This window comes from Lysobacter sp. M15 (assembly GCF_022662515.1).
Lineage (GTDB): Bacteria > Pseudomonadota > Gammaproteobacteria > Xanthomonadales > Xanthomonadaceae > JAKPBU01.
Genome location: NZ_JAKPBV010000014.1, coordinates 80,889 through 98,081 on the forward strand (window position 1 = coordinate 80,889; position 17,193 = coordinate 98,081).

The 17,193-nt window shown below is 67.6% G+C and carries 20 protein-coding genes and 1 pseudogene; 7 read left to right on the forward strand and 14 right to left on the reverse strand.

What is annotated here, in order from left to right:
• The first annotated feature begins 1 nt into the window (after nt 1).
• The 5 genes and pseudogenes from pdxA to MC380_RS14535 all read left to right on the forward strand — a co-directional run.
• Nucleotides 2–949, forward strand: a complete 948-nt coding sequence (gene pdxA / locus MC380_RS14515; protein WP_242165590.1) for a 4-hydroxythreonine-4-phosphate dehydrogenase PdxA — start codon at nt 2–4, stop codon at nt 947–949.
• A gap of 14 nt (nt 950–963) precedes the next feature.
• Nucleotides 964–1,302 (forward strand): tRNA-binding protein, encoded by a 339-nt coding sequence (locus MC380_RS14520; RefSeq protein ID WP_242104680.1) that lies wholly within the window; start codon nt 964–966, stop codon nt 1,300–1,302.
• An 8-nt stretch (nt 1,303–1,310) separates the two neighbouring features.
• Nucleotides 1,311–2,129, forward strand: coding sequence for a 16S rRNA (adenine(1518)-N(6)/adenine(1519)-N(6))-dimethyltransferase RsmA (rsmA, locus tag MC380_RS14525; protein WP_242165592.1), 819 nt, complete (start codon nt 1,311–1,313; stop codon nt 2,127–2,129).
• Nucleotides 2,130–2,210: 81 nt separating this feature from the next.
• Nucleotides 2,211–2,594, forward strand: coding sequence for a Co2+/Mg2+ efflux protein ApaG (apaG, locus tag MC380_RS14530; RefSeq protein ID WP_242104678.1), 384 nt, complete (start codon nt 2,211–2,213; stop codon nt 2,592–2,594).
• Between the two features lie 13 nt (nt 2,595–2,607).
• A pseudogene (locus tag MC380_RS14535) lies at nt 2,608–3,420 on the forward strand (symmetrical bis(5'-nucleosyl)-tetraphosphatase); the annotation flags it as partial.
• A gap of 71 nt (nt 3,421–3,491) precedes the next feature.
• Here MC380_RS14535 and MC380_RS14540 read toward each other — a convergent pair.
• The 8 genes from MC380_RS14540 to MC380_RS14575 all read right to left on the reverse strand — a co-directional run bounded on the left by MC380_RS14540 (nt 3,492) and on the right by MC380_RS14575 (nt 9,402).
• Complete coding sequence (locus tag MC380_RS14540) at nt 3,492–3,995, reverse strand: dihydrofolate reductase (RefSeq protein WP_242165594.1); 504 nt, start codon at nt 3,993–3,995, stop codon at nt 3,492–3,494.
• Nucleotides 3,996–4,110: 115 nt separating this feature from the next.
• Nucleotides 4,111–4,905 carry a thymidylate synthase gene (locus MC380_RS14545; protein ID WP_242104676.1) on the reverse strand — a complete coding sequence of 265 codons (795 nt, stop codon included), beginning with the start codon at nt 4,903–4,905 and terminating at the stop codon, nt 4,111–4,113.
• Nucleotides 4,906–4,921: 16 nt separating this feature from the next.
• Nucleotides 4,922–5,797, reverse strand: a complete 876-nt coding sequence (gene lgt, locus MC380_RS14550; RefSeq protein WP_242104675.1) for a prolipoprotein diacylglyceryl transferase — start codon at nt 5,795–5,797, stop codon at nt 4,922–4,924.
• Nucleotides 5,798–6,025: 228 nt separating this feature from the next.
• Nucleotides 6,026–6,514 carry a TPM domain-containing protein gene (locus tag MC380_RS14555; RefSeq protein ID WP_242104674.1) on the reverse strand — a complete coding sequence of 163 codons (489 nt, stop codon included), beginning with the start codon at nt 6,512–6,514 and terminating at the stop codon, nt 6,026–6,028.
• A 10-nt stretch (nt 6,515–6,524) separates the two neighbouring features.
• On the reverse strand, nt 6,525–7,442 hold the full coding sequence (locus MC380_RS14560) for a TPM domain-containing protein (protein ID WP_242165595.1): 918 nt from the start codon (nt 7,440–7,442) through the stop codon (nt 6,525–6,527).
• 43 nt (nt 7,443–7,485) lie between these two features.
• A complete protein-coding gene (locus MC380_RS14565) occupies nt 7,486–8,136 on the reverse strand; it encodes a LemA family protein (RefSeq protein WP_242104672.1) in 651 nt (216 codons plus the stop codon).
• Nucleotides 8,137–8,240: 104 nt separating this feature from the next.
• Nucleotides 8,241–8,990 carry a TerC family protein gene (locus MC380_RS14570; protein WP_242104671.1) on the reverse strand — a complete coding sequence of 250 codons (750 nt, stop codon included), beginning with the start codon at nt 8,988–8,990 and terminating at the stop codon, nt 8,241–8,243.
• A 31-nt stretch (nt 8,991–9,021) separates the two neighbouring features.
• Nucleotides 9,022–9,402, reverse strand: a complete 381-nt coding sequence (locus tag MC380_RS14575) for a diacylglycerol kinase (RefSeq protein WP_242104670.1) — start codon at nt 9,400–9,402, stop codon at nt 9,022–9,024.
• 223 nt (nt 9,403–9,625) lie between these two features.
• Between MC380_RS14575 and MC380_RS14580 the strand changes: the two genes are divergently transcribed.
• The gene (locus MC380_RS14580; protein WP_242165597.1) at nt 9,626–10,354 is read left to right on the forward strand and encodes an SGNH/GDSL hydrolase family protein; all 729 of its coding nucleotides are present in this window, start codon (nt 9,626–9,628) and stop codon (nt 10,352–10,354) included.
• Nucleotides 10,355–10,359: 5 nt separating this feature from the next.
• Complete coding sequence (locus MC380_RS14585; protein ID WP_242104668.1) at nt 10,360–10,656, forward strand: DUF1330 domain-containing protein; 297 nt, start codon at nt 10,360–10,362, stop codon at nt 10,654–10,656.
• 13 nt (nt 10,657–10,669) lie between these two features.
• Here the strand turns inward: MC380_RS14585 and MC380_RS14590 are convergent, their stop codons facing one another.
• From MC380_RS14590 to MC380_RS14615, 6 genes are all read right to left on the reverse strand, one after another.
• Nucleotides 10,670–11,677: an isoaspartyl peptidase/L-asparaginase gene (locus MC380_RS14590; RefSeq protein ID WP_242165599.1), complete on the reverse strand. Its 1,008-nt coding sequence runs from the start codon at nt 11,675–11,677 to the stop codon at nt 10,670–10,672.
• 103 nt (nt 11,678–11,780) lie between these two features.
• Nucleotides 11,781–13,016, reverse strand: coding sequence for an ABC transporter permease (locus MC380_RS14595; RefSeq protein ID WP_242104666.1), 1,236 nt, complete (start codon nt 13,014–13,016; stop codon nt 11,781–11,783).
• Complete coding sequence (locus MC380_RS14600; protein WP_242165601.1) at nt 13,013–13,561, reverse strand: hypothetical protein; 549 nt, start codon at nt 13,559–13,561, stop codon at nt 13,013–13,015. The genes MC380_RS14595 and MC380_RS14600 overlap by 4 nt, the downstream gene beginning before the upstream one ends.
• On the reverse strand, nt 13,561–14,265 hold the full coding sequence (locus tag MC380_RS14605) for an ABC transporter ATP-binding protein (protein ID WP_242104664.1): 705 nt from the start codon (nt 14,263–14,265) through the stop codon (nt 13,561–13,563). Before MC380_RS14605 ends, MC380_RS14600 begins: the two co-directional genes overlap by 1 nt.
• Nucleotides 14,262–15,803: an efflux RND transporter periplasmic adaptor subunit gene (locus MC380_RS14610; RefSeq protein WP_242104663.1), complete on the reverse strand. Its 1,542-nt coding sequence runs from the start codon at nt 15,801–15,803 to the stop codon at nt 14,262–14,264. The genes MC380_RS14605 and MC380_RS14610 overlap by 4 nt, the downstream gene beginning before the upstream one ends.
• 95 nt (nt 15,804–15,898) lie before the next feature.
• A complete protein-coding gene (locus MC380_RS14615; protein WP_242104662.1) occupies nt 15,899–17,173 on the reverse strand; it encodes a HAMP domain-containing sensor histidine kinase in 1,275 nt (424 codons plus the stop codon).
• Between the last annotated feature and the right edge of the window lie 20 nt (nt 17,174–17,193).

A 17,193-nucleotide genomic window follows, 5' to 3' on the forward strand; every position in this document is an offset into this window, starting at 1 on the left:
TATGCGACGCCCGCGGCTGGCGCTGGTGCCGGGCGAACCGGCCGGCGTCGGTCCGGAACTCTGCGCGCGCGCCCTGGCGCGCAACGTCGATGCCGAACTGGTCGTCTACGGCGACGGCAGCGCGATCGAACGCGCCGCGCATGCGATCGGTGTCGCGCTGCCGGCCTTCCAGGCAGTCCCATTTCCGCACCCTGGCGTTCACACCTTCGGCGCGCCCGATCCTGCCAATGCGGTGTCCGTGGTCGCCGCGCTGCGCGCCGGCGCGCAGGCCTGTCTGGACGGCATCTGCGACGGCCTCGTGACCGGCCCGGTGCACAAGGCCACCATCAACCAGGGCGGCATCCCCTATACCGGCACCACCGAGCTGCTGGCCGAGCAGGCCGGCTGCGAAGTGGTGATGATGCTGGCCAACGACATCGTGCGCGTCGCGCTGGCCACGACCCATCTGCCGCTGCGCGCAGTGGCCGACGCGATCGACGCGTCATCCCTGCGGCGCACGCTGCAGATCGTGCACGCGGCACTGCGCGACGACTTCGGCATCGACACCCCGCGCATCGCCGTGCTGGGCCTTAACCCGCACGCGGGCGAAGCCGGGCATCTGGGCCGTGAGGAGATCGACGTGATCGAACCGGTCATCGCCGCGCTGCGCGATGCCGGCATGCGATTGCTCGGCCCGCTTCCGGCGGATACCGCCTTCCTCCCGGCGAAGCTGCGCGAATGCGACGCGGTGCTCGCGATGTACCACGACCAGGGCCTGCCGGTGCTCAAGTACAGCGGCTTCGAGCAGGCGGTGAACATCACCCTGGGCCTGCCCTACCCGCGGGTCGCGGTCGATCACGGCACGGCGTTGGACCTCGCTGGCCGCGGGACCGCCGATCCTTCCAGCCTGTTCGCCGCTATCGACACCTGCGCGCGGATGGCCATCGCCCGCACCTCGATGCGCGCATGAGCGGAGACCATGACATGCCGGAGATCGCCTGGGACGATTTCATGAAGGTGGAGCTGCGCGTCGGCCGGGTGCTGTCGGCCGAGCCGTTTCCCCAGGCCCGCAAGCCGGCCTATGTGCTGCGGGTGGATTTCGGCGCGGACATCGGTGTGCGCAAGTCGAGCGCGCAGATCACGGCGCGCTATACGGCCGAAGAATTGGTCGGCCGCCTGGTCGTGGGCGTCGTCAACTTTCCTCGCAAGCAGATCGGTCCGGTGATGTCGGAATGCCTGATTACAGGTTTTCATGACGCCAACGACGCGGTGGTGCTGTGCGTGCCCGACGCAGACGTGCCGCTCGGCACGCGGCTGCTCTGAGACCACCGATGGCGTTCACCGAACCGGCCAAGAAGTCGCTAGGCCAGCACTTTCTGCACGAGCGCGGCATCGTCGCGAGGATCGTGCAGGCGGTGGATCCCCAGCCCGGCGACTGTCTGGTCGAGATCGGGCCCGGCCAGGGCGCGATCACGTTTCCTCTGCTCGATCGCCACGGCGAACTGACCGCCATCGAATTCGATCGCGACCTGATCGCGCCGCTAAGCGAGGCGGCACGCGCGCATGGCCGGCTGCGGATCATTTCCGCCGACGTGCTGGACGTGGATTTCACCGCGCTGGCGCGCGAACTGGCGCCCGCCGACGGCAAGCTGCGACTGGTCGGCAACCTGCCCTACAACCTGTCCTCGCCGATTCTGTTCCATGCGATCGATCACGCGACGACGATCCGCGACATGCATTTCATGCTGCAGAAGGAAGTCGTCGATCGCATGGCCGCCGCGCCCGGGAGCAAAATCTACGGGCGTCTGAGCGTGATGCTGCAGGCATATTGCAGCGTCACGCCCTTGTTGAACGTGCCTCCCGGCGCATTCCGTCCGCCGCCGAAAGTCGATTCGGCCGTGGTCCGGCTGGTGCCGCGTCCGCCCGATGCGGCCGGGATCGCCGACCCGAAACGCTTTGCCGACATCGTCCGTGCGGGTTTCGGCCAGCGGCGCAAGACCCTGCGCAATGCGCTGAAGGGCGTGTGCGACGAAGCCGGATTCGCAAGGGCCGGTATCGATCCGGGTGCGCGCGCCGAGCAGCTGTCGGTGACGGATTTCGCGCGGTTATCGGACACACCGAAGCCGGAGCCCGCAGAACCGCACGCCTGAGGCGTCCTACATGCACACCCCATGCGTGCGTGCAGTGCCGGGCTTGGCCTGAAGTTCACACCGATTGCATACACTGTGCCCATGAACGAGCAGTCCGACTACGCGCTGGAGATCAGCATCGCCACGCAATTCCTGGACGAGCAGTCCGACCCGGAGGCGGACCGCTACGCCTTCGCCTACACCATCCGCATCCGCAACCTCGGTCGGCTGCCCGCGCAGCTGCTGAACCGGCACTGGATCATCACCGACGCCAACGGCAAGGTCGAGGAAGTGCGCGGCGAAGGCGTGGTCGGCGAACAGCCGCGGCTGGAACCGGGCGAGCAGTTCACCTACACCTCCGGCGCCGTCCTGGGCACATCGGTCGGGACCATGGAAGGGAGCTACGACATGGCCGGCGACGACGGTACCCGCTTCGACGCGCCGATTCCGCCGTTCACCCTGTCCGTGCCGCGCACGCTGCATTAGGACTGGGCCTGACGTGGCTGTCTGGGCAATCGGCGACCTCCAGGGCTGCTACGGCGCGACGCAGCGCCTGCTGGAGCGGCTTGCGTTCGATCCGGCGCGCGATCAGCTGTGGTTCTGCGGCGATCTGGTCAACCGTGGCGGCGAATCGCTGGAAACGCTGCGCCTGGTGCATTCGCTGCGCGAACGCAGCATCGTCGTGCTCGGCAACCACGATCTGTCGCTGCTCGCCATCGGTGAGCGCAGGCCCGAGGAGCAGAAGCGGGTCAATCCGGACCTGCAGCGCGTGCTGTTCGCGGAGGATGCGCGCGAGCTGCTCGACTGGCTGCGCATGCAGAAGCTGGCGCATGCCGACCGTGCGCTCGGCTGGCTGATGGTCCACGCCGGGCTGGCGCCGAAGTGGACGACGCAGCTGGCCGAAAAGCATGCGCGCGAGATCGAAGCCCGGTTGCAGGGCGACGGCTATCGCCGCCTGCTCAAGAACATGTACGGCGACCGCCCCGCGTGGTCGCCCAAGCTGGCCGGAATCGATCGCGAGCGCGCGATCGTCAACATCTTCACCCGGCTGCGTTACTGCTCCCCGCGAGGGCGCATCGCATTCGAGGAAAAAGGCGCGCCGGGAACGCAGCAACCCGGCCTGTACCCGTGGTACGAAGTCCCCGGTCGGGTCGAGCGCGACCTGAAGATCGTCTGTGGCCACTGGAGCACGCTGGGCCTGTTCATCGGCCATGGCGTGCATGCGATCGACACCGGCGCGGTGTGGGGCGGCAAGCTCACCGCGCTGCAGCTCGACAGCGAAGAATTGCGCATCGTCCAGGTGCCCGGCCGCACGACCTAGAGCCTGCCCCGGACTTGATCCGGCATCGGCGCCACGCCGGCGAGGTCCGGAAGTGACGCAGACTACCGCTTGTGCGCGTAATCGACGAACTCGAACGCAAAGGCATGTGCCGCGTCGGCCGGGTGGCGCTCGCGCGCCTCGACGGTCCACGCATCCGGATCGAACCGCGGAAAGAACGCGTCGGCCCCATCCACCCGCGTGTCGACGTGGGTCAGGTGCATGCGCAGGGCCATCGGCAGCGCCAGCGCGAACACGTCGCCGCCGCCGATCACGCACAGCTCCCCGGCTTCGTCGGCCGCGAAGCGGAGCGCCTCGTCCAGCGAGGCGACGGCGCGCATGCCCGCGAACGGCACCTGACCCGAGCGGGTCAGCACCAGGTTGCTGCGTTTCGGCAGCGCCCGGCCAAGCGATTCGGCGGTTTTGCGCCCCATCAGCACCGGCCTGCCCAGCGTGAGCGCCTTGAAGCGCTTCAGGTCATCGGGCAGGTGCCATGGAAGCTGGTTGCCCCTGCCGATGGCGAAATCGCGATCGAGTGCGGCGATCAATACGAGCGAACGGACGGCCATCCACGATCTCCGGATCCTGAATTCGTCGTCCCCGCGCAGGCGGGGGTCCAGCGACTTTTTCCACCATTCAGCAAAAGCGAAGCCGCGGCCTGCGCAGGATTGGCGGATGCGGGGGTCACACTGCGACCGGCGCCTTGATCGCCGGCAGCGGATCGTAGCCCTCGAACGCGATGTCGTTGTAGGTGAACGCGAACAGGTCGGTCACGTCGGGCTTGAGCCGCAACGTCGGCAACGCCCGCGGTGCACGCGACAACTGTTCGCGTGCCTGTTTGTAATGGTTCGAATACAGGTGCGCGTCGCCGAGCGTGTGCACGAAATCGCCGACTCGCAGCCCGCAGGCCTGCGCCACCATATGCGTCAGCAACGCGTAGCTGGCGATGTTGAACGGCACGCCCAGGAAGATGTCGCCGCTGCGCTGGTAGAGCTGGCAGCTGAGCCGGCCGTCGGCGACATAGAACTGGAACAGCGTATGGCAGGGCATCAGCGCCATCTGCGGCAGGTCGGCTACGTTCCAGGCGCTCACGATCAACCGGCGCGAATCCGGATTGCGCCTGATTTCGTCCAACACCCACCGGATCTGGTCGATCTCGGTGCCGTCGGCCGCCGCCCAGCGCCGCCACTGCTTGCCGTACACCGGGCCGAGCTCACCGGCCGCATCCGCCCACTCGTCCCAGATACCGACCTTGTGTTCCCTGAGATAGGCGATGTTGGTTTCGCCCTTCAGGAACCACAGCAGCTCGTGCACGATCGAGCGCAGATGCAGCTTCTTGGTCGTGACCAGCGGAAAACCCTGTTCGAGGTCGAAACGCATCTGCCATCCGAACACGCTGCGCGTGCCGGTGCCGGTGCGGTCGGCCTTCTCGGTGCCGTGTTCGAGGACGTGACGCAACAGGTCGAGGTACTGCTTCATCGCACGCGGGTTCCGGTCAAGGCGCCGCTGGTTGCAGCGTGGGTGAGCGCCGCGACAGCCACAGCCAGTACAGTCCCAGCAGGATCAGCGGCGTACTCAGCACCTGGCCCATGGTCAGCCAGCCGAAGGCGAGGTAACCGCCCTCGCCCAGCTGCGCATCCGGTACGCGCACGAATTCCACCAGGAAGCGGAAGCAGCCGTACATCAGCGCGAACAGGCCGGCGACGGCATAGCGCGGGCGCGGCCTGCGCGAATACCACCAGAGCACGCAGAACATGACCAGCCCTTCCAGCACCGCCTGGTACAGCTGCGAGGGGTGCCGCGCCAGCGCATCCAGCGCGCCGCTCGCGTACTGGGCCTGCAGCTGCGCTGGCGGCATGCCCGCCAGGGTCGATTCCGCGCGCGGAAAGATTACCCCCCAGCCGGCCTGGGTGTACTTGCCCCAGAGCTCGCCGCCGATGTAGTTGCCGAGCCGGCCCAGACCCAGGCCCGGCGGCACCAGCGGCGCAACGAAATCGATCACGTCGAACACGTGCAATCGCCGCTTGCGCGCCCACCAGAACACCGCCGCCGCCACCCCCAGCAAGCCGCCGTGGAAGCTCATGCCGCCTTCCCACACCTTGAACAGCATCAGCGGATTGGCGAGGAAATCGCCGAACGCGTAGAACAGGACGTAGCCGATCCGTCCGCCCAGCACCACCCCGAGCATGCCGTAGAACAGCAGATCGCCGAACCCCTGATCATCCACGCCCGGCAGCCGGCCGGCGCGGATGCGGCGCCGCCCCAGCCACCATGCGGTGGCGAAGCCGAGCAGATACATGATTCCGTACCAGTGGACTTGCAGTGGCCCGAGGCGGAAGGCGATCGGGTCGATCTGGTGCAGCTGGATCATGCGTGGCCGGGCCGATGGGATGCGTCGCGCTATTGTGCCGTGCTGCGCACTGCTTCGCGCATCCGCACCGTTTCAAGGCATCGCCGTGTACCGGGATTCCCCGCTCCGGCCGTGCCGATGGATGCACCGACGCCGGGTCGCAACGCAAGTCGGGCAGGACGGCGCAGCGACGCCTGGCGGCTGCGTAGGGCGAAGCCGCGGTCCCGACGAGGCGGGCCTGGGCCCGCCCTACAGCAGGTGCGGAAGATCGGGCAGCTCGTTGTGGTCGACGTCTTCGGCGACCCGTGGGAAATGCTCCGCGAGCAGGTCCGAGACCGCCGCGATGCCGGCGACCGCAGCGTCTTCGGCATCGCCGGAGCGCAGCCGCTCCTCCATCAGCTGGCACACGCCGCGCCATTGTTCGTCGCTGACCCGCCCATCCAGGCCGCGGTCGGCGACGATCTCGATGCGATGGTCGGCCAGCAGCAGGTACACCAGCACCCCGTTGTTGGCGGCGGTATCCCAGACCCGCAGCTGGGCGAAAACTTCGTGAGCGCGGGCGCGGGCATCGCGTCCGGCCCAGAGCGCAGGCAGCTCCAGCGCAGCCTCCACCGCGAAACACACCTCGCCGCGATGCCGCAGCTCGCCCTCGGCGACTGCGGCCGAAATGCGCTGCAGGCTGGTTTCCGGGAACGTGGCCCGGGCCGGGCGCGCGAACAGATGGCGCAGCAGTCTCATTCCCACGCCCTCACCAGCTGCCGGAGGCGCCACCGCCCCCGCTCATGCCGCCGCCGCCGGACCAGCCGCCGCCCGACGAACCGCCGCCCCAACCGCCCCCGCCGCCGGTCCCGATCCACGGGCCGTTGCCGAAACCGCCCCAGCCGCGGTCACGCGCGTAGCGCCCGCCACCTCCGCCCGAAATCAGGCCGACCACGAATCCGATCACCGCGCCCAGGCCACCCACCAGCAGCACCGACGACAGCAGCCAGGCGATCGCACCGCTGGCGCCGCCGCCGAGCAACCCGCGCAAGCCCGCCGGCAGGCGCCCGAAGATGCCGCGCGCCACCTGGGCCACGATGAAAGCCGCGAACAGCGCGAACAGCCAGCCCTCGCCGCCGCCCTCACCGCCCTCGCTACCCTGCCGGGTCATCGGTTCGGGCAGCGGCTCGCCGTCGATGAGTTTCACCAGCTGCGCGGTGGCATCGATCAGGCCGCCGGCGTAATCGCCCTGGCGGAACTTCGGCGCCAGATATTCGCGGATGACCCGACCGGCCGTGATATCCGGTATCGCCCCTTCCAGCCCATACCCGGGCTGGATCCGCACCGCGCGATCGTCCTTGGCCACCACCAGCAGCACCGCGTCATCCACACCCTTGCGGCCGAGCTTCCATTGGTCGAATACCCGCTGGGTGTACTGCTCGATGGATTCGGGCTGGGTGCTCGGCACCAGCAGGATCTGCAACTGGCTGCCCTTGCGCTGCTGCAGCGCCAGGGCCTGCTGCTCGAGCTGTTGCTTGCTGGCCGCGTCGAGCGTGCCGGTGGTATCGACCACCGGCGAGTCCAGCGGCGGTATGGCCGCGAGCTGTTGCGCCCAAGCCGGCACCCACACGCCCGCACACAGCAGGACGCACCATGCGAACGCTCCAGCCAGGCTCAAGCGGCGCATCGGCGGGCGCACCAGGGGGCCTTAGCGATGCCGCGGACCGGCGTCAGCCGCCCGGCGCGGGCTGCGGTTCGGGCTGCGGCTCGGGCTGCGCGGCCGGCGGCGGCGTGGTCCCGAAGTCGACGTTCGGCGCTTCCTGGATCTGGGCTTCGTTCTCGACCGTGAAGTTCGGCTTCTGCTTGTGGCCGAACATCATCGCGGTCAGATTCACCGGGAACTGGCGGATGTAGCTGTTGTAGTCCTGCACCAGCTGGATATAGCGGCCGCGCGCCACGGTGATCCGGTTCTCGGTGCCTTCCAGCTGCGTCTGCAGGTTGAGGAACGAGGCGTCGGCCTTCAGGTTCGGATAATTCTCCGTGACCATCAGCAGCCGCCCGAGCGCCTGGCTCAGCTCACCCTGCGCGGCCTGGTACTGGGCGAGCGAGGCCGCATCGTCGGCATTCACGTTGATATTGCTGACCTTGGCGCGCGCCTCGGTCACGGCGGTGAGCACCTGCGCCTCGTGCGCGGCGTAGCCCTTGACCGTGTTGACCAGGTTCGGGATCAGATCGGCGCGGCGCTTGTACTGGTTGAGCACCTCGGACCAGCCGGCCTTGACCGCCTCGTCCTTCTGCTGGATCTGGTTGTAGCCACAGCCGCTGAGCAGCACCGCGAATAGCGCGAGCACGGCGCCACGCAAGATCACTGAAGCGCGCATCGGAAGCACTCCTGGTTGGAAGTCGGGCCGGAAACGGTTTGCGAACACGGACGCGCCATTGTGACGGCAGCGCCCTGTTAACGGCATGTGCAGACCGCTGGATTTCACCACTCCCCGGCGCCGGGGATGTGCGCCTTGCTCGCGTTGCGGCGCATCAGCAGGTTCAGCCATTCCACCAGCACCGAGAAGCCCATGGCGAAGTAGATATAGGGCTTGGGCACGTGCACGCTCAGGCCGTCGAGGATCAGCACCGCGCCGATCAGCAGGATGAAGGCCAGCGCCAGCATCTTCACCGTCGGGTTGCCGTCGATGAACTTGCCCAGCGGATTGGCCGCCAGCAGCATGATCGCCACCGCCAGCAGGATCGCGAACACCATGATCGGGATGTGCTGTGCGATTCCAACCGCAGTGATCACCGAGTCGAGCGAGAACACGATGTCGATCACCGCGATCTGCGCGATCACCACCCAGAACACCTGCGAACTCTTGGTGGTCCGCGGATCGTGATCCTCGCCGCCCCCAATCAGCTCGCGAATCTCCAGCGTGCCCTTCACCAGCAGGAAGATGCCGCCCAGGATCAGCACCAGGTCGCGGATCGAGATGCCCATGCCGAAGACGCTGAACAGGTCCTGTTCCATCCGCGCCAGGAACGCCAGCATCACCAGCAGCACGATCCGGGTGATGCAGGCCACCGCGATGCCGATCTTGCGCGCGACTGCGCGCCTGGCTTCTGGCAGCCGTCCGACCGCGATCGATATGAACACCAGGTTGTCAATGCCGAGCACGATCTCCAGCGCACTCAGGGTGACCAGGGTGAGCCACGCGTCGGGGGAAGCCAGGAAACTCAGGTCCATTCGATTCTCGTCTCGTCAGATACACGCTTTGTCACAGCCAGCGCGGCACGAGGATCAGGCCCCACACCACCAGCACGTTCAACATCACCACGAACACGGCGGCCGAGCCCATGTCCTTGGCCCGCCCCGCGAGTTCATGGAACTCGGGTCCGTAACGCTCGATCACCGCTTCGATCGCCGAATTCAGCAATTCGATCCCCAGCACCAGCAGGCAACTGCCCAGCAGGAGCGCGCGTTCCACCCCGGTCTGTCCCAGCCACAGCGCCAGGGGCGCCAGTACGATCAGCAGATAGACCTCGAGGCGGAACGAGGATTCATGCAGCCAGGCCGCACGCAGGCCCTGCAGGGACCAGATCGTGGCTTTGAAAATGCGGCTGGGGCGACGCGGCAGATGTCCGATTTCATCGGCCATGTCAGCGTCCGGCGACCATGACGGCGGCACGGGTCGGCCGGACCGAAACGGACATGCGGATGGTGTCGGGTCTGGCCATGGAGTCCCTGGTCGGCCGGCGGCCGCAGCCCCGTGATTTTGCCACACGCGGCCATCGACTCTCCCCGGCACGCGGCAAATCCAGGCATTTGCAATGCGCGGGAAGCGCTGGTTCACTCCCGGAACACCCAACAAGGAGCCACTGATGCCGTTGCGCCCGCTGCTGCCTGGCTTCCTGATCCTGTTGCTGACCCTCAGCTGTGCCAGCGCACCACATCCGGCCACTGCACCGTCGAGCACGAACGGTGTGGCCGCGGAGGCTGCGGTTCAAGTCGATCCGCCCTCCTCTTCCGAATGGGCAACGGACATGGCGCGCTTCGATGCGGAGGACGCCGCCTCGAAGCCGCCCCGGGAGGCCTTCGTCTTCACCGGCAGCTCATCGGTGCGAATGTGGGACACGCTGGCGACGGACTTCCCTGGCAAGCCCCTGCTCAATCGCGGGTTCGGCGGCTCGCAGTTGCGCGATTCGGTGCATTACGCGCAGCAGATCGCCGTCCGTTACCAGCCGCGGATGATCCTGATCTATGCCGGCGACAACGACATCAACGCCGGACGCAGCCCGCAGCAGGTGCTGCACGATTTCCGCGCGTTCGTCGCGCGCGTGCGCCGCGACCTGCCCGACACTCCGATCGCCTTCCTGGCGATCAAGCCCAGCCCGTCGCGCGCGCAGCAATTGCCGAAACAGCAGCAAGCCAATGCGCTGGTGCGGGCCGAAGCGACGCGGCTGCACAAGGTCGAATTCATCGACGTCGCCACCCCCATGCTGGGTGCGGATGGGCAGCCGCGCGCTGAACTGTTCATCGAAGACCAGCTGCACATGAACCGCGCCGGCTACCAACTCTGGCGCGGTATCGTCGCGCCCTACCTGGACTGAGCCGCATGCCCAAGGCCTACTGGATCAACTGCTTCCGCCGCATCGACGACCCGCAGAAGCTGCAGGACTACGCGGCCATGGCCGGCCCGGCGATGCGCGCGGCCGGCGGCCGCTTCCTGGCCCGCGGCCTACCCGCGCACGTGTTCGAACATGGGCTGCGCGAACGGGTCACGATCATCGAGTTCGACAGCGTCGCGCAGGCCGTCTCGGCCTACGAAAGCCCCGCCTACCAGCAGGCCCTGCGGATCCTCGGCGACAGCGCCGAGCGCGACATGCGGATTGTCGAAAGCGCCGGCGAGTGACGACCCAACCCGGCTACTGCTCGTCGCGGAACACCGCGGTGCCGCGCGAGCCGTCCTTCTTCACCCAGCCGCGATACATGCCGGACGTGTTGAACGGCATGGCGATATTGCCGTCCTTATCGAGGGCGATCACGCCACCGTCGCCGCCGAGCTCCGGCACGACCTTCATGACCACTTCGTCGGCGGCCTGTTGCAGGGTGTCGCCCTTGTACGCCACGCGCGCGCAGATGTCGTGCGCGACCGATGCGCGGATGAAGTATTCGCCCCATCCGGTGCCGGACACGCCGCAGTTGGCGTCGGCATAGGTGCCGGCGCCGATGATCGGCGAATCGCCGACCCGGCCCCACTTCTTGTTGGTCATGCCGCCGGTGGACGTGGCCACCGCGATATGCCCCTGCGCATCCAGGGCGACGGCACCGACCGTGCCGAAATACTTGCCGCGCAGGTCTTCCGCGGGCGTACCCGCATCGGCTTCCGCCTTCTCGCGCGCTTGCGCCTGCTCCAGCTGCTCGCGCCGGTTGTCGGTGTCGAACCAGCCGTTCTCGACGCGCTCGATGTCCTTGAAGCCGTCGGCGAACGCCTCGGCGCCGTCCTCGATCAGCATCACGTGCGGCGATTGCTCCATCACCTTGCGCGCCAGGCGGATCGGGTTGCGCACCGTGCGCACGCTGGCGATCGCACCCGCGCGGCGGGTGTGGCCTTCCATGATCGAAGCGTCCAGCTCGTGCCTGCCCTGGGCGTTGAACACCGCGCCCTTGCCGGCATTGAAGCGCGGCGATTCCTCCAGCACCACCACGGCCGCCGTCACCGCGTCGAGCGCGCTGCCGCCCTTGGCGAGGATGGCGTTGCCGGCATCCAGGGCCTGGTCCAGATCGGCGCGGATCGCCGCTTCGTCGGCGTCGCTGAGCGCGTCGCGCTCGATCACGCCGGCCCCGCCATGGATGACGAGCGCGGTCGGTTTGTCCTGGGCGGTTGCGGTGGTCATGGCGAGACTCAGCAGAAAGAGAGCGATCAGGCGCATGGCGGGCTTCTCGCGGGAAAACGCAAGGATACCGCGCCGCGAACGCCATTCCATGGCGACCGCCCCAAGCCGCCGCAGCGGCCTTGGGACGCATCCCCCAAAGTCACTGCTGCCGCAGGGCCTCGATCGGGTCGAGCAGCGAGGCCTTGCGCGCCGGGTAATACCCAAAGAACAACCCGGTGCCGATCGAGAAGGCCGCGGCGAGCATGACCACGCGTGCGTTGAGCTCGATCGGCAGCTCGCTGAACTTTCCGACCAACAACGAACCGACGATGCCGATGCCGATGCCGATCACGCCACCGATCAGCGAAATCAGCATCGCCTCGGCCAGGAACTGCCGGCGCACATCGTTCGGGCCCGCGCCCACCGCCATGCGCAGGCCGATCTCGCGAATGCGCTCGGTCACCGAGACCAGCATGATGTTCATGATGCCGATGCCACCGATGATCAGGCAGATGGTCGCCACCGCGCCCAGCAGCTTCGACATCAGATTGGTGGTCGCGGTGCGGGTGGCGACGATCTCGCTGATGTTGCGCACGTTGAAGTCGTCCTCCTCGCCCGGCTTGATCCGGTGCCGCTGGCGCAGCAGCGCTTCCACCTCTCCCTGCACATAGCCCAGGTCCTTGGCGTCGGTCACCGTGAGCGCGATCTGCATCACCGTGCTCGGCGGCAGGCCCATGGCGCCGAGCAGGCGCCGGCGCGCGGTCTCCAGAGGCACCATCACCACGTCGTCCTGGTCCTGGCCGAAGCCGCCCTGGCCCTTGGGCGCCAGCGTCCCCACTACGGTGAAGGGCACGCGCCCCAGGCGGATCGTCTGGCCGACGCCGCTCTCATCGCCGAACAGCGTGCGCCGCACCGTCTCGCCGAGGATCACTTCCTTGCCGGCGCTGCTGTAATCCTGTGCGTCGAACCCATCGCCATCGGTCAGCACCCAGCCGTTGATCTCGAAGAAGTCAGGCTCCACGCCCTGCCAGCTGGTCGAGGCATTGTTCTCCGCGTACACCACCTGGGTATTGCCGCGCAGCGCCCCGGCGACGTACTGCACTTCGGGGATTTCCTCGCGGATCGCCTCGGCATCGCCTTCGGTCAGGGTGAAGAAGCTGCTCGAACTCATGCGCACCCCGCCCGGCCCGCGACCGCCGCCCGGCGAAACGTCGAGCCGCTGCGAGCCCAGCCCCGAGACCAGCTTGTCGATTTCGGCCTGTGTGCCCTGCCCGACCGACACCATCACGATCACCGCGGCAATGCCGATGATCACACCCAGCGAGGTCAGCGCGCTGCGCATCCAGTTGCCGCGCAGGGCGAGGATGGCTGTGCGGAGGATGTCGAGGAAGCTCATGCCGTGCCCGCCACTCTTGACCTTGACTTTCCGTAGACCAGCAGTCGCCGCTGCACCCGGACACCCGTAGGGCGGCCGCCATGGATGGCGGCCGTTTTCGGACCGAGCCATGGATGGCGAGTCCGAAAATGGCGACGGCACCGCACGCTCCTTGAGCGATCTGTCGGGGAAGGCCGTTTTCTTTGGGTACTTTCTTTTGGGCCAGCAAAAGAAAGTACCTCGCCCGCAAGGGCGAAACGGGTTTGATCTTGTTCGCTGACAAAAGGAAGGTCAAAGGCTTTCGCCTTTCGGCGAGTTACTTTTCTTTGCTGGTGCAAAGAAAAGTAACCAAAAGAAAGCACCTTCCTCGTGAAGTCAAAATCGCTCAAGGCGCGTGTCGTACCGTCACCATTTTCGGACAAGCCATCCATGGCTTGATCCGAAAACGGCCGGCATCCATGCCGGCCGCCCTTCGGGTGTCCGGGTGAATGGATTCGCGAATCTTGCAAGGGCAAAAGCAACGGCCAGAGCTTCGGTTTGCCTACGGCACGAATGACTGCATCCATCACCCCGCCTCCTGCGCATGCAACTCGCCATCGCGCATCACGAAAATCCGGTCTGCATACGCGGCCACGTCGTTGTCATGGGTGATGATCACCACCGTGTGCTGCGCATCGCGCAGGCGCTTGAACAGGGCCAGGATTTCCTCGCCCGTCTTGCTGTCCAAGGCCCCGGTCGGCTCGTCGGCCAGCAGGATCGGCGGGTTGTTGATCAGTGCACGCGCGATCGCCACGCGTTGCTGCTGTCCGCCGGACAGCTCGCTCGGCAGATGCGTCGCGCGGTCGGCCAGTCCGACCGATGCCAGCGCGGCGCGGGCGCGTTCCTGGCGCTGCGCGGGCGGGATGCGCGCGTAGCCCAGCGGCATCGCCACGTTGTCCAGCGCATGCATGCGCGGCAGCAGGTTGAAGCCCTGGAATACGAAGCCGATCTTGTCGCGGCGCAGCTGCGCCAGGGCTTCCGCATCCAGGGTGGACACGTCGATCCCGTCGCAGGCGTAGCTGCCGGAACTGGGCGTGTCCAGACAGCCGATGAGGTTCATCAGCGTCGACTTTCCCGAGCCCGACGGACCCATGATCGCCACGAAATCGCCACGCGCGATGCGCAGGTCCACGTCCCTGAGCGCCACGACCTCGGCCTGGGTGCCCGCCGAGTAGACCTTGCCCAGGCCGTGCGTCTCGATGACCGGGGCCGGCGTGCCGTCCCGCGTCATGGTGCTGCCGGCGTGGCCGCCTGCGCAGCACGCTCACCCGTCACCAGTTCGTCGCCTTCCTGCACATTGCCCGAGATTTCGGTGTCGGTACCGTCCGAGGCGCCGATCCGCACCATGGCCATCTGCGGTGTGCCGTCGACCAGCTTGTAGACGGGCGCCCGGCGCGCGTTGAGTAAAGCGCCGAGCGCGGCGTCCCAGGTCGTGCGCTGGGTTTCATCCAGCAACGCGCGGAACGCGGCGAAATCCTGCTGGAAGCGCTGGGCCATGCGTTGCCGCATCTGCGCGGCCATGTCGCCGCCACTTTCACCCATCACGATGCGTGGACCGCCCATGCCGCGCCCCCCGCCGAACAGCGCGTTGCCGCCCTGCTGCGGCTGGCCTTGGCGAGCGAGCTGGCGCTGCTGGATGGCCTGGACGGCGGCATCGAAGGCGTCCTGCTGCGACGCGGTCAGCCGCATGCCTGCGGCCGCGCGCGCCAGGTCTTCGGTGATGCCACCACCGCCGCCTCCCGGGGGGCCTATCGGCTGGGCCTGCGCGTCCACCGTGTCGTCGGCAGGCTTGTAGCGCAGGGCAGCGTTGGCGACCTTCAACACGTTGCTGCGCTTGCTGACCTCGATCTCGGCATTGACCGTCAGCCCTGGCAGCAGCGTGCCGTCGCTGTTGTCGACGGTCACCACTACCGGGTAGGTGACCACATTGTTCGTCGTGGTGGCCGAGAGCCGGACCTGGTCGACGACACCGCGGAACCGGCGGTCGGGAAAGGCGTCGGCGGTGAACGACACCGCCTGTCCCTGCTTGATCTGGCCGATGTCGGACTCGTCCACCGCCAGCTCGATCTTCATCTTCGCCAGGTCCTCGGCGATGGTGAACAGCTCCGGCGCCTGCAGGCTGGCGGCGACCGTTTGCCCGGGTTCGATCGTCCGGGTGAGGACGACACCGTCCACCGGCGAACGGATCACGGTGCGTTCGAGATTGAGCTGCGTGCCCTGGGTGGCAGCAGTCTGCTGCCGGATCTGCGCCTGGGCCGAGTTCACCTGCGCCTGCGCCTGATCGCGCGCGGCGCGCGCAAGGTCGACGTCCGCTTTCGACACCAGCTGCTGGCTGCCCAGGCCGGCCTTGCGCCGGTAGTCCAGATCCGCGTTGCGCAGCGTGGCCTGGGCCTGGCGCAGGGTCGCCTGCGCGGCGGCGATCTGCGCCGAGCCTTGCGCGATCTGCGCCTCGTACGTGCTCGGATCGATCCGCGCCAGCACCTCGCCCTTCTTCACCGGGGTGTTGAAGTCGACCCGCACCTCGGTGACCTGGCCGGAGATCTGGCTGCCGACGGTGACCGTGGAAATCGCGCTCAGCGTGCCGGTCGACGAGATCGCCACGCGGATGTCGCCGCGCTCGACCCGAGCCGTGCGGTACTGCCCTTCCGCAGCGGCCCCGTCGCGCTTCGACCACCACCACAGACCGGCGGTTACCACTGCCACTGCGGCCAGAGCGAGTGCGAAGCGTGGAATGCCGCCGCGGCGGCCCTGGTATCGCGGTGTGCTCATGTGGGAGGGGAGGCTGGGGTCGAGGCAGGCTAACGCACCGCCCTTTGCGGCGTTGACACCGATCCGGCCGGAACCTGCCCGGATACTGCGTCGGTTCAGCCGCCGAACCGGATCACCGCCGTGGTGCCGCGTCCGGATTCGCTCTCGATGCTGACCGGCCAGTCGAAGCGTTCGCCCAGGCGCCGCACGATCGACAGCCCCATGCCCTTGCCGGACGGGTTCTCCAAGTCGGCACGATAGAACGGATCGTAGGCGCGGCGCAGGGTTTCCTCGGACATGCCGATGCCGGTGTCCTGCACGATGACGCGATCACGATCGATGCGCACATCGATGCGGCCGTGCTCGGTGAAGGTGCATGCGTTGCGCAACAGGTTGTCGAGCATCACCCCGAGCACCCGGGGCGATGCGTGCAGACGCGGCGAGGCGGATTCCAGCACGCTCAGCTCCACCGGCTTGCCGGCCAGCAGCGGACGCACCTGCTCGACCTGCTCGTACACCACGTCGCGCACGTCGAAATCCTCGCGCTGCGGTTCCACTTCGGATTCGCGGGCCAGGATCAGGAACGCATCGACCACCTGCTCCATGTCGCGACCGGCGCGCTGGATCCGCTGCAGCGAGCGCGATGCGCGCGTCGGAAGGTCCGGATCTTCGGCCAGCATGTCGCTGGCCACGCGGATCACCGTCAGGGGCGTGCGCAGCTCGTGGCTGGCATCGCGGGTGAAATCGCGCTCGCGGCGCACGAACGCGCGGGTGCGCTCGGCCATGCGCTGCAACGCGCCGGCGAGCTGCCGGGTTTCCTGTCCGGCATCAGCGGGCAGCTTGTCCGGCGCCAGCGCCTGGGTGTCGGGCTCACGCGGATCCCAGCGGGCGACCTCGCGCGCCAGCCAGTCGACCGGCGCCACCACGCGCTTGGCGATGCGATAGGTCAGGCGCGTGCTCAGTACCACGGCCAGCACGGCCAGCAGCAGCGGGGTGATCACCAGCAACAGACCATAGCCGGCGACCCGCGAATGCCGGTACACGATATACAGGCGCCCGCCGGGGCCGTCCTGCACCAGCACGTGTTGGCGCTGGGCGCCCACGATGCTCAGGCCGGGCTGCAGCGCGCGCAGTTCGGCGGGCACTCGCGCGGCCGATTGCGGATCGCCCGTCCAGTAGGCCTGGAGCATGGTCGAGTGTGGCAACTGCGCATTGGCATCCCCGGCGCGCTCGCGCAGGAAACTGGCCGCTTCCTCGCGCATATAGCGCCGGGTGACCTGGTCCACCGCGATGGAACCGGCCACGAAGGTGCCCAGCACGATCACGATGGTCGCGATCACCGCCTGCAGGATGAAGGCGGACTTGAGCCTGCGCGACAGACCTCCGGCCATTGCAGTTGCGCCTTCGCCGC

Coding starts and splice junctions, on each gene's coding strand:
- pdxA (WP_242165590.1), top strand. CDS start 2: ATGCGACGCCCGCGGCTGGCGCTGGTGCCGGGCGAACCGGCCGGCGTC.
- MC380_RS14520 (WP_242104680.1), top strand. CDS start 964: ATGCCGGAGATCGCCTGGGACGATTTCATGAAGGTGGAGCTGCGCGTC.
- rsmA (WP_242165592.1), top strand. CDS start 1,311: ATGGCGTTCACCGAACCGGCCAAGAAGTCGCTAGGCCAGCACTTTCTG.
- apaG (WP_242104678.1), top strand. CDS start 2,211: ATGAACGAGCAGTCCGACTACGCGCTGGAGATCAGCATCGCCACGCAA.
- MC380_RS14540 (WP_242165594.1), bottom strand. CDS start 3,995: ATGGCCGTCCGTTCGCTCGTATTGATCGCCGCACTCGATCGCGATTTC.
- MC380_RS14545 (WP_242104676.1), bottom strand. CDS start 4,905: ATGAAGCAGTACCTCGACCTGTTGCGTCACGTCCTCGAACACGGCACC.
- lgt (WP_242104675.1), bottom strand. CDS start 5,797: ATGATCCAGCTGCACCAGATCGACCCGATCGCCTTCCGCCTCGGGCCA.
- MC380_RS14555 (WP_242104674.1), bottom strand. CDS start 6,514: ATGAGACTGCTGCGCCATCTGTTCGCGCGCCCGGCCCGGGCCACGTTC.
- MC380_RS14560 (WP_242165595.1), bottom strand. CDS start 7,442: ATGCGCCGCTTGAGCCTGGCTGGAGCGTTCGCATGGTGCGTCCTGCTG.
- MC380_RS14565 (WP_242104672.1), bottom strand. CDS start 8,136: ATGCGCGCTTCAGTGATCTTGCGTGGCGCCGTGCTCGCGCTATTCGCG.
- MC380_RS14570 (WP_242104671.1), bottom strand. CDS start 8,990: ATGGACCTGAGTTTCCTGGCTTCCCCCGACGCGTGGCTCACCCTGGTC.
- MC380_RS14575 (WP_242104670.1), bottom strand. CDS start 9,402: ATGGCCGATGAAATCGGACATCTGCCGCGTCGCCCCAGCCGCATTTTC.
- MC380_RS14580 (WP_242165597.1), top strand. CDS start 9,626: ATGCCGTTGCGCCCGCTGCTGCCTGGCTTCCTGATCCTGTTGCTGACC.
- MC380_RS14585 (WP_242104668.1), top strand. CDS start 10,360: ATGCCCAAGGCCTACTGGATCAACTGCTTCCGCCGCATCGACGACCCG.
- MC380_RS14590 (WP_242165599.1), bottom strand. CDS start 11,677: ATGCGCCTGATCGCTCTCTTTCTGCTGAGTCTCGCCATGACCACCGCA.
- MC380_RS14595 (WP_242104666.1), bottom strand. CDS start 13,016: ATGAGCTTCCTCGACATCCTCCGCACAGCCATCCTCGCCCTGCGCGGC.
- MC380_RS14600 (WP_242165601.1), bottom strand. CDS start 13,561: ATGGATGCAGTCATTCGTGCCGTAGGCAAACCGAAGCTCTGGCCGTTG.
- MC380_RS14605 (WP_242104664.1), bottom strand. CDS start 14,265: ATGACGCGGGACGGCACGCCGGCCCCGGTCATCGAGACGCACGGCCTG.
- MC380_RS14610 (WP_242104663.1), bottom strand. CDS start 15,803: ATGAGCACACCGCGATACCAGGGCCGCCGCGGCGGCATTCCACGCTTC.
- MC380_RS14615 (WP_242104662.1), bottom strand. CDS start 17,173: ATGGCCGGAGGTCTGTCGCGCAGGCTCAAGTCCGCCTTCATCCTGCAG.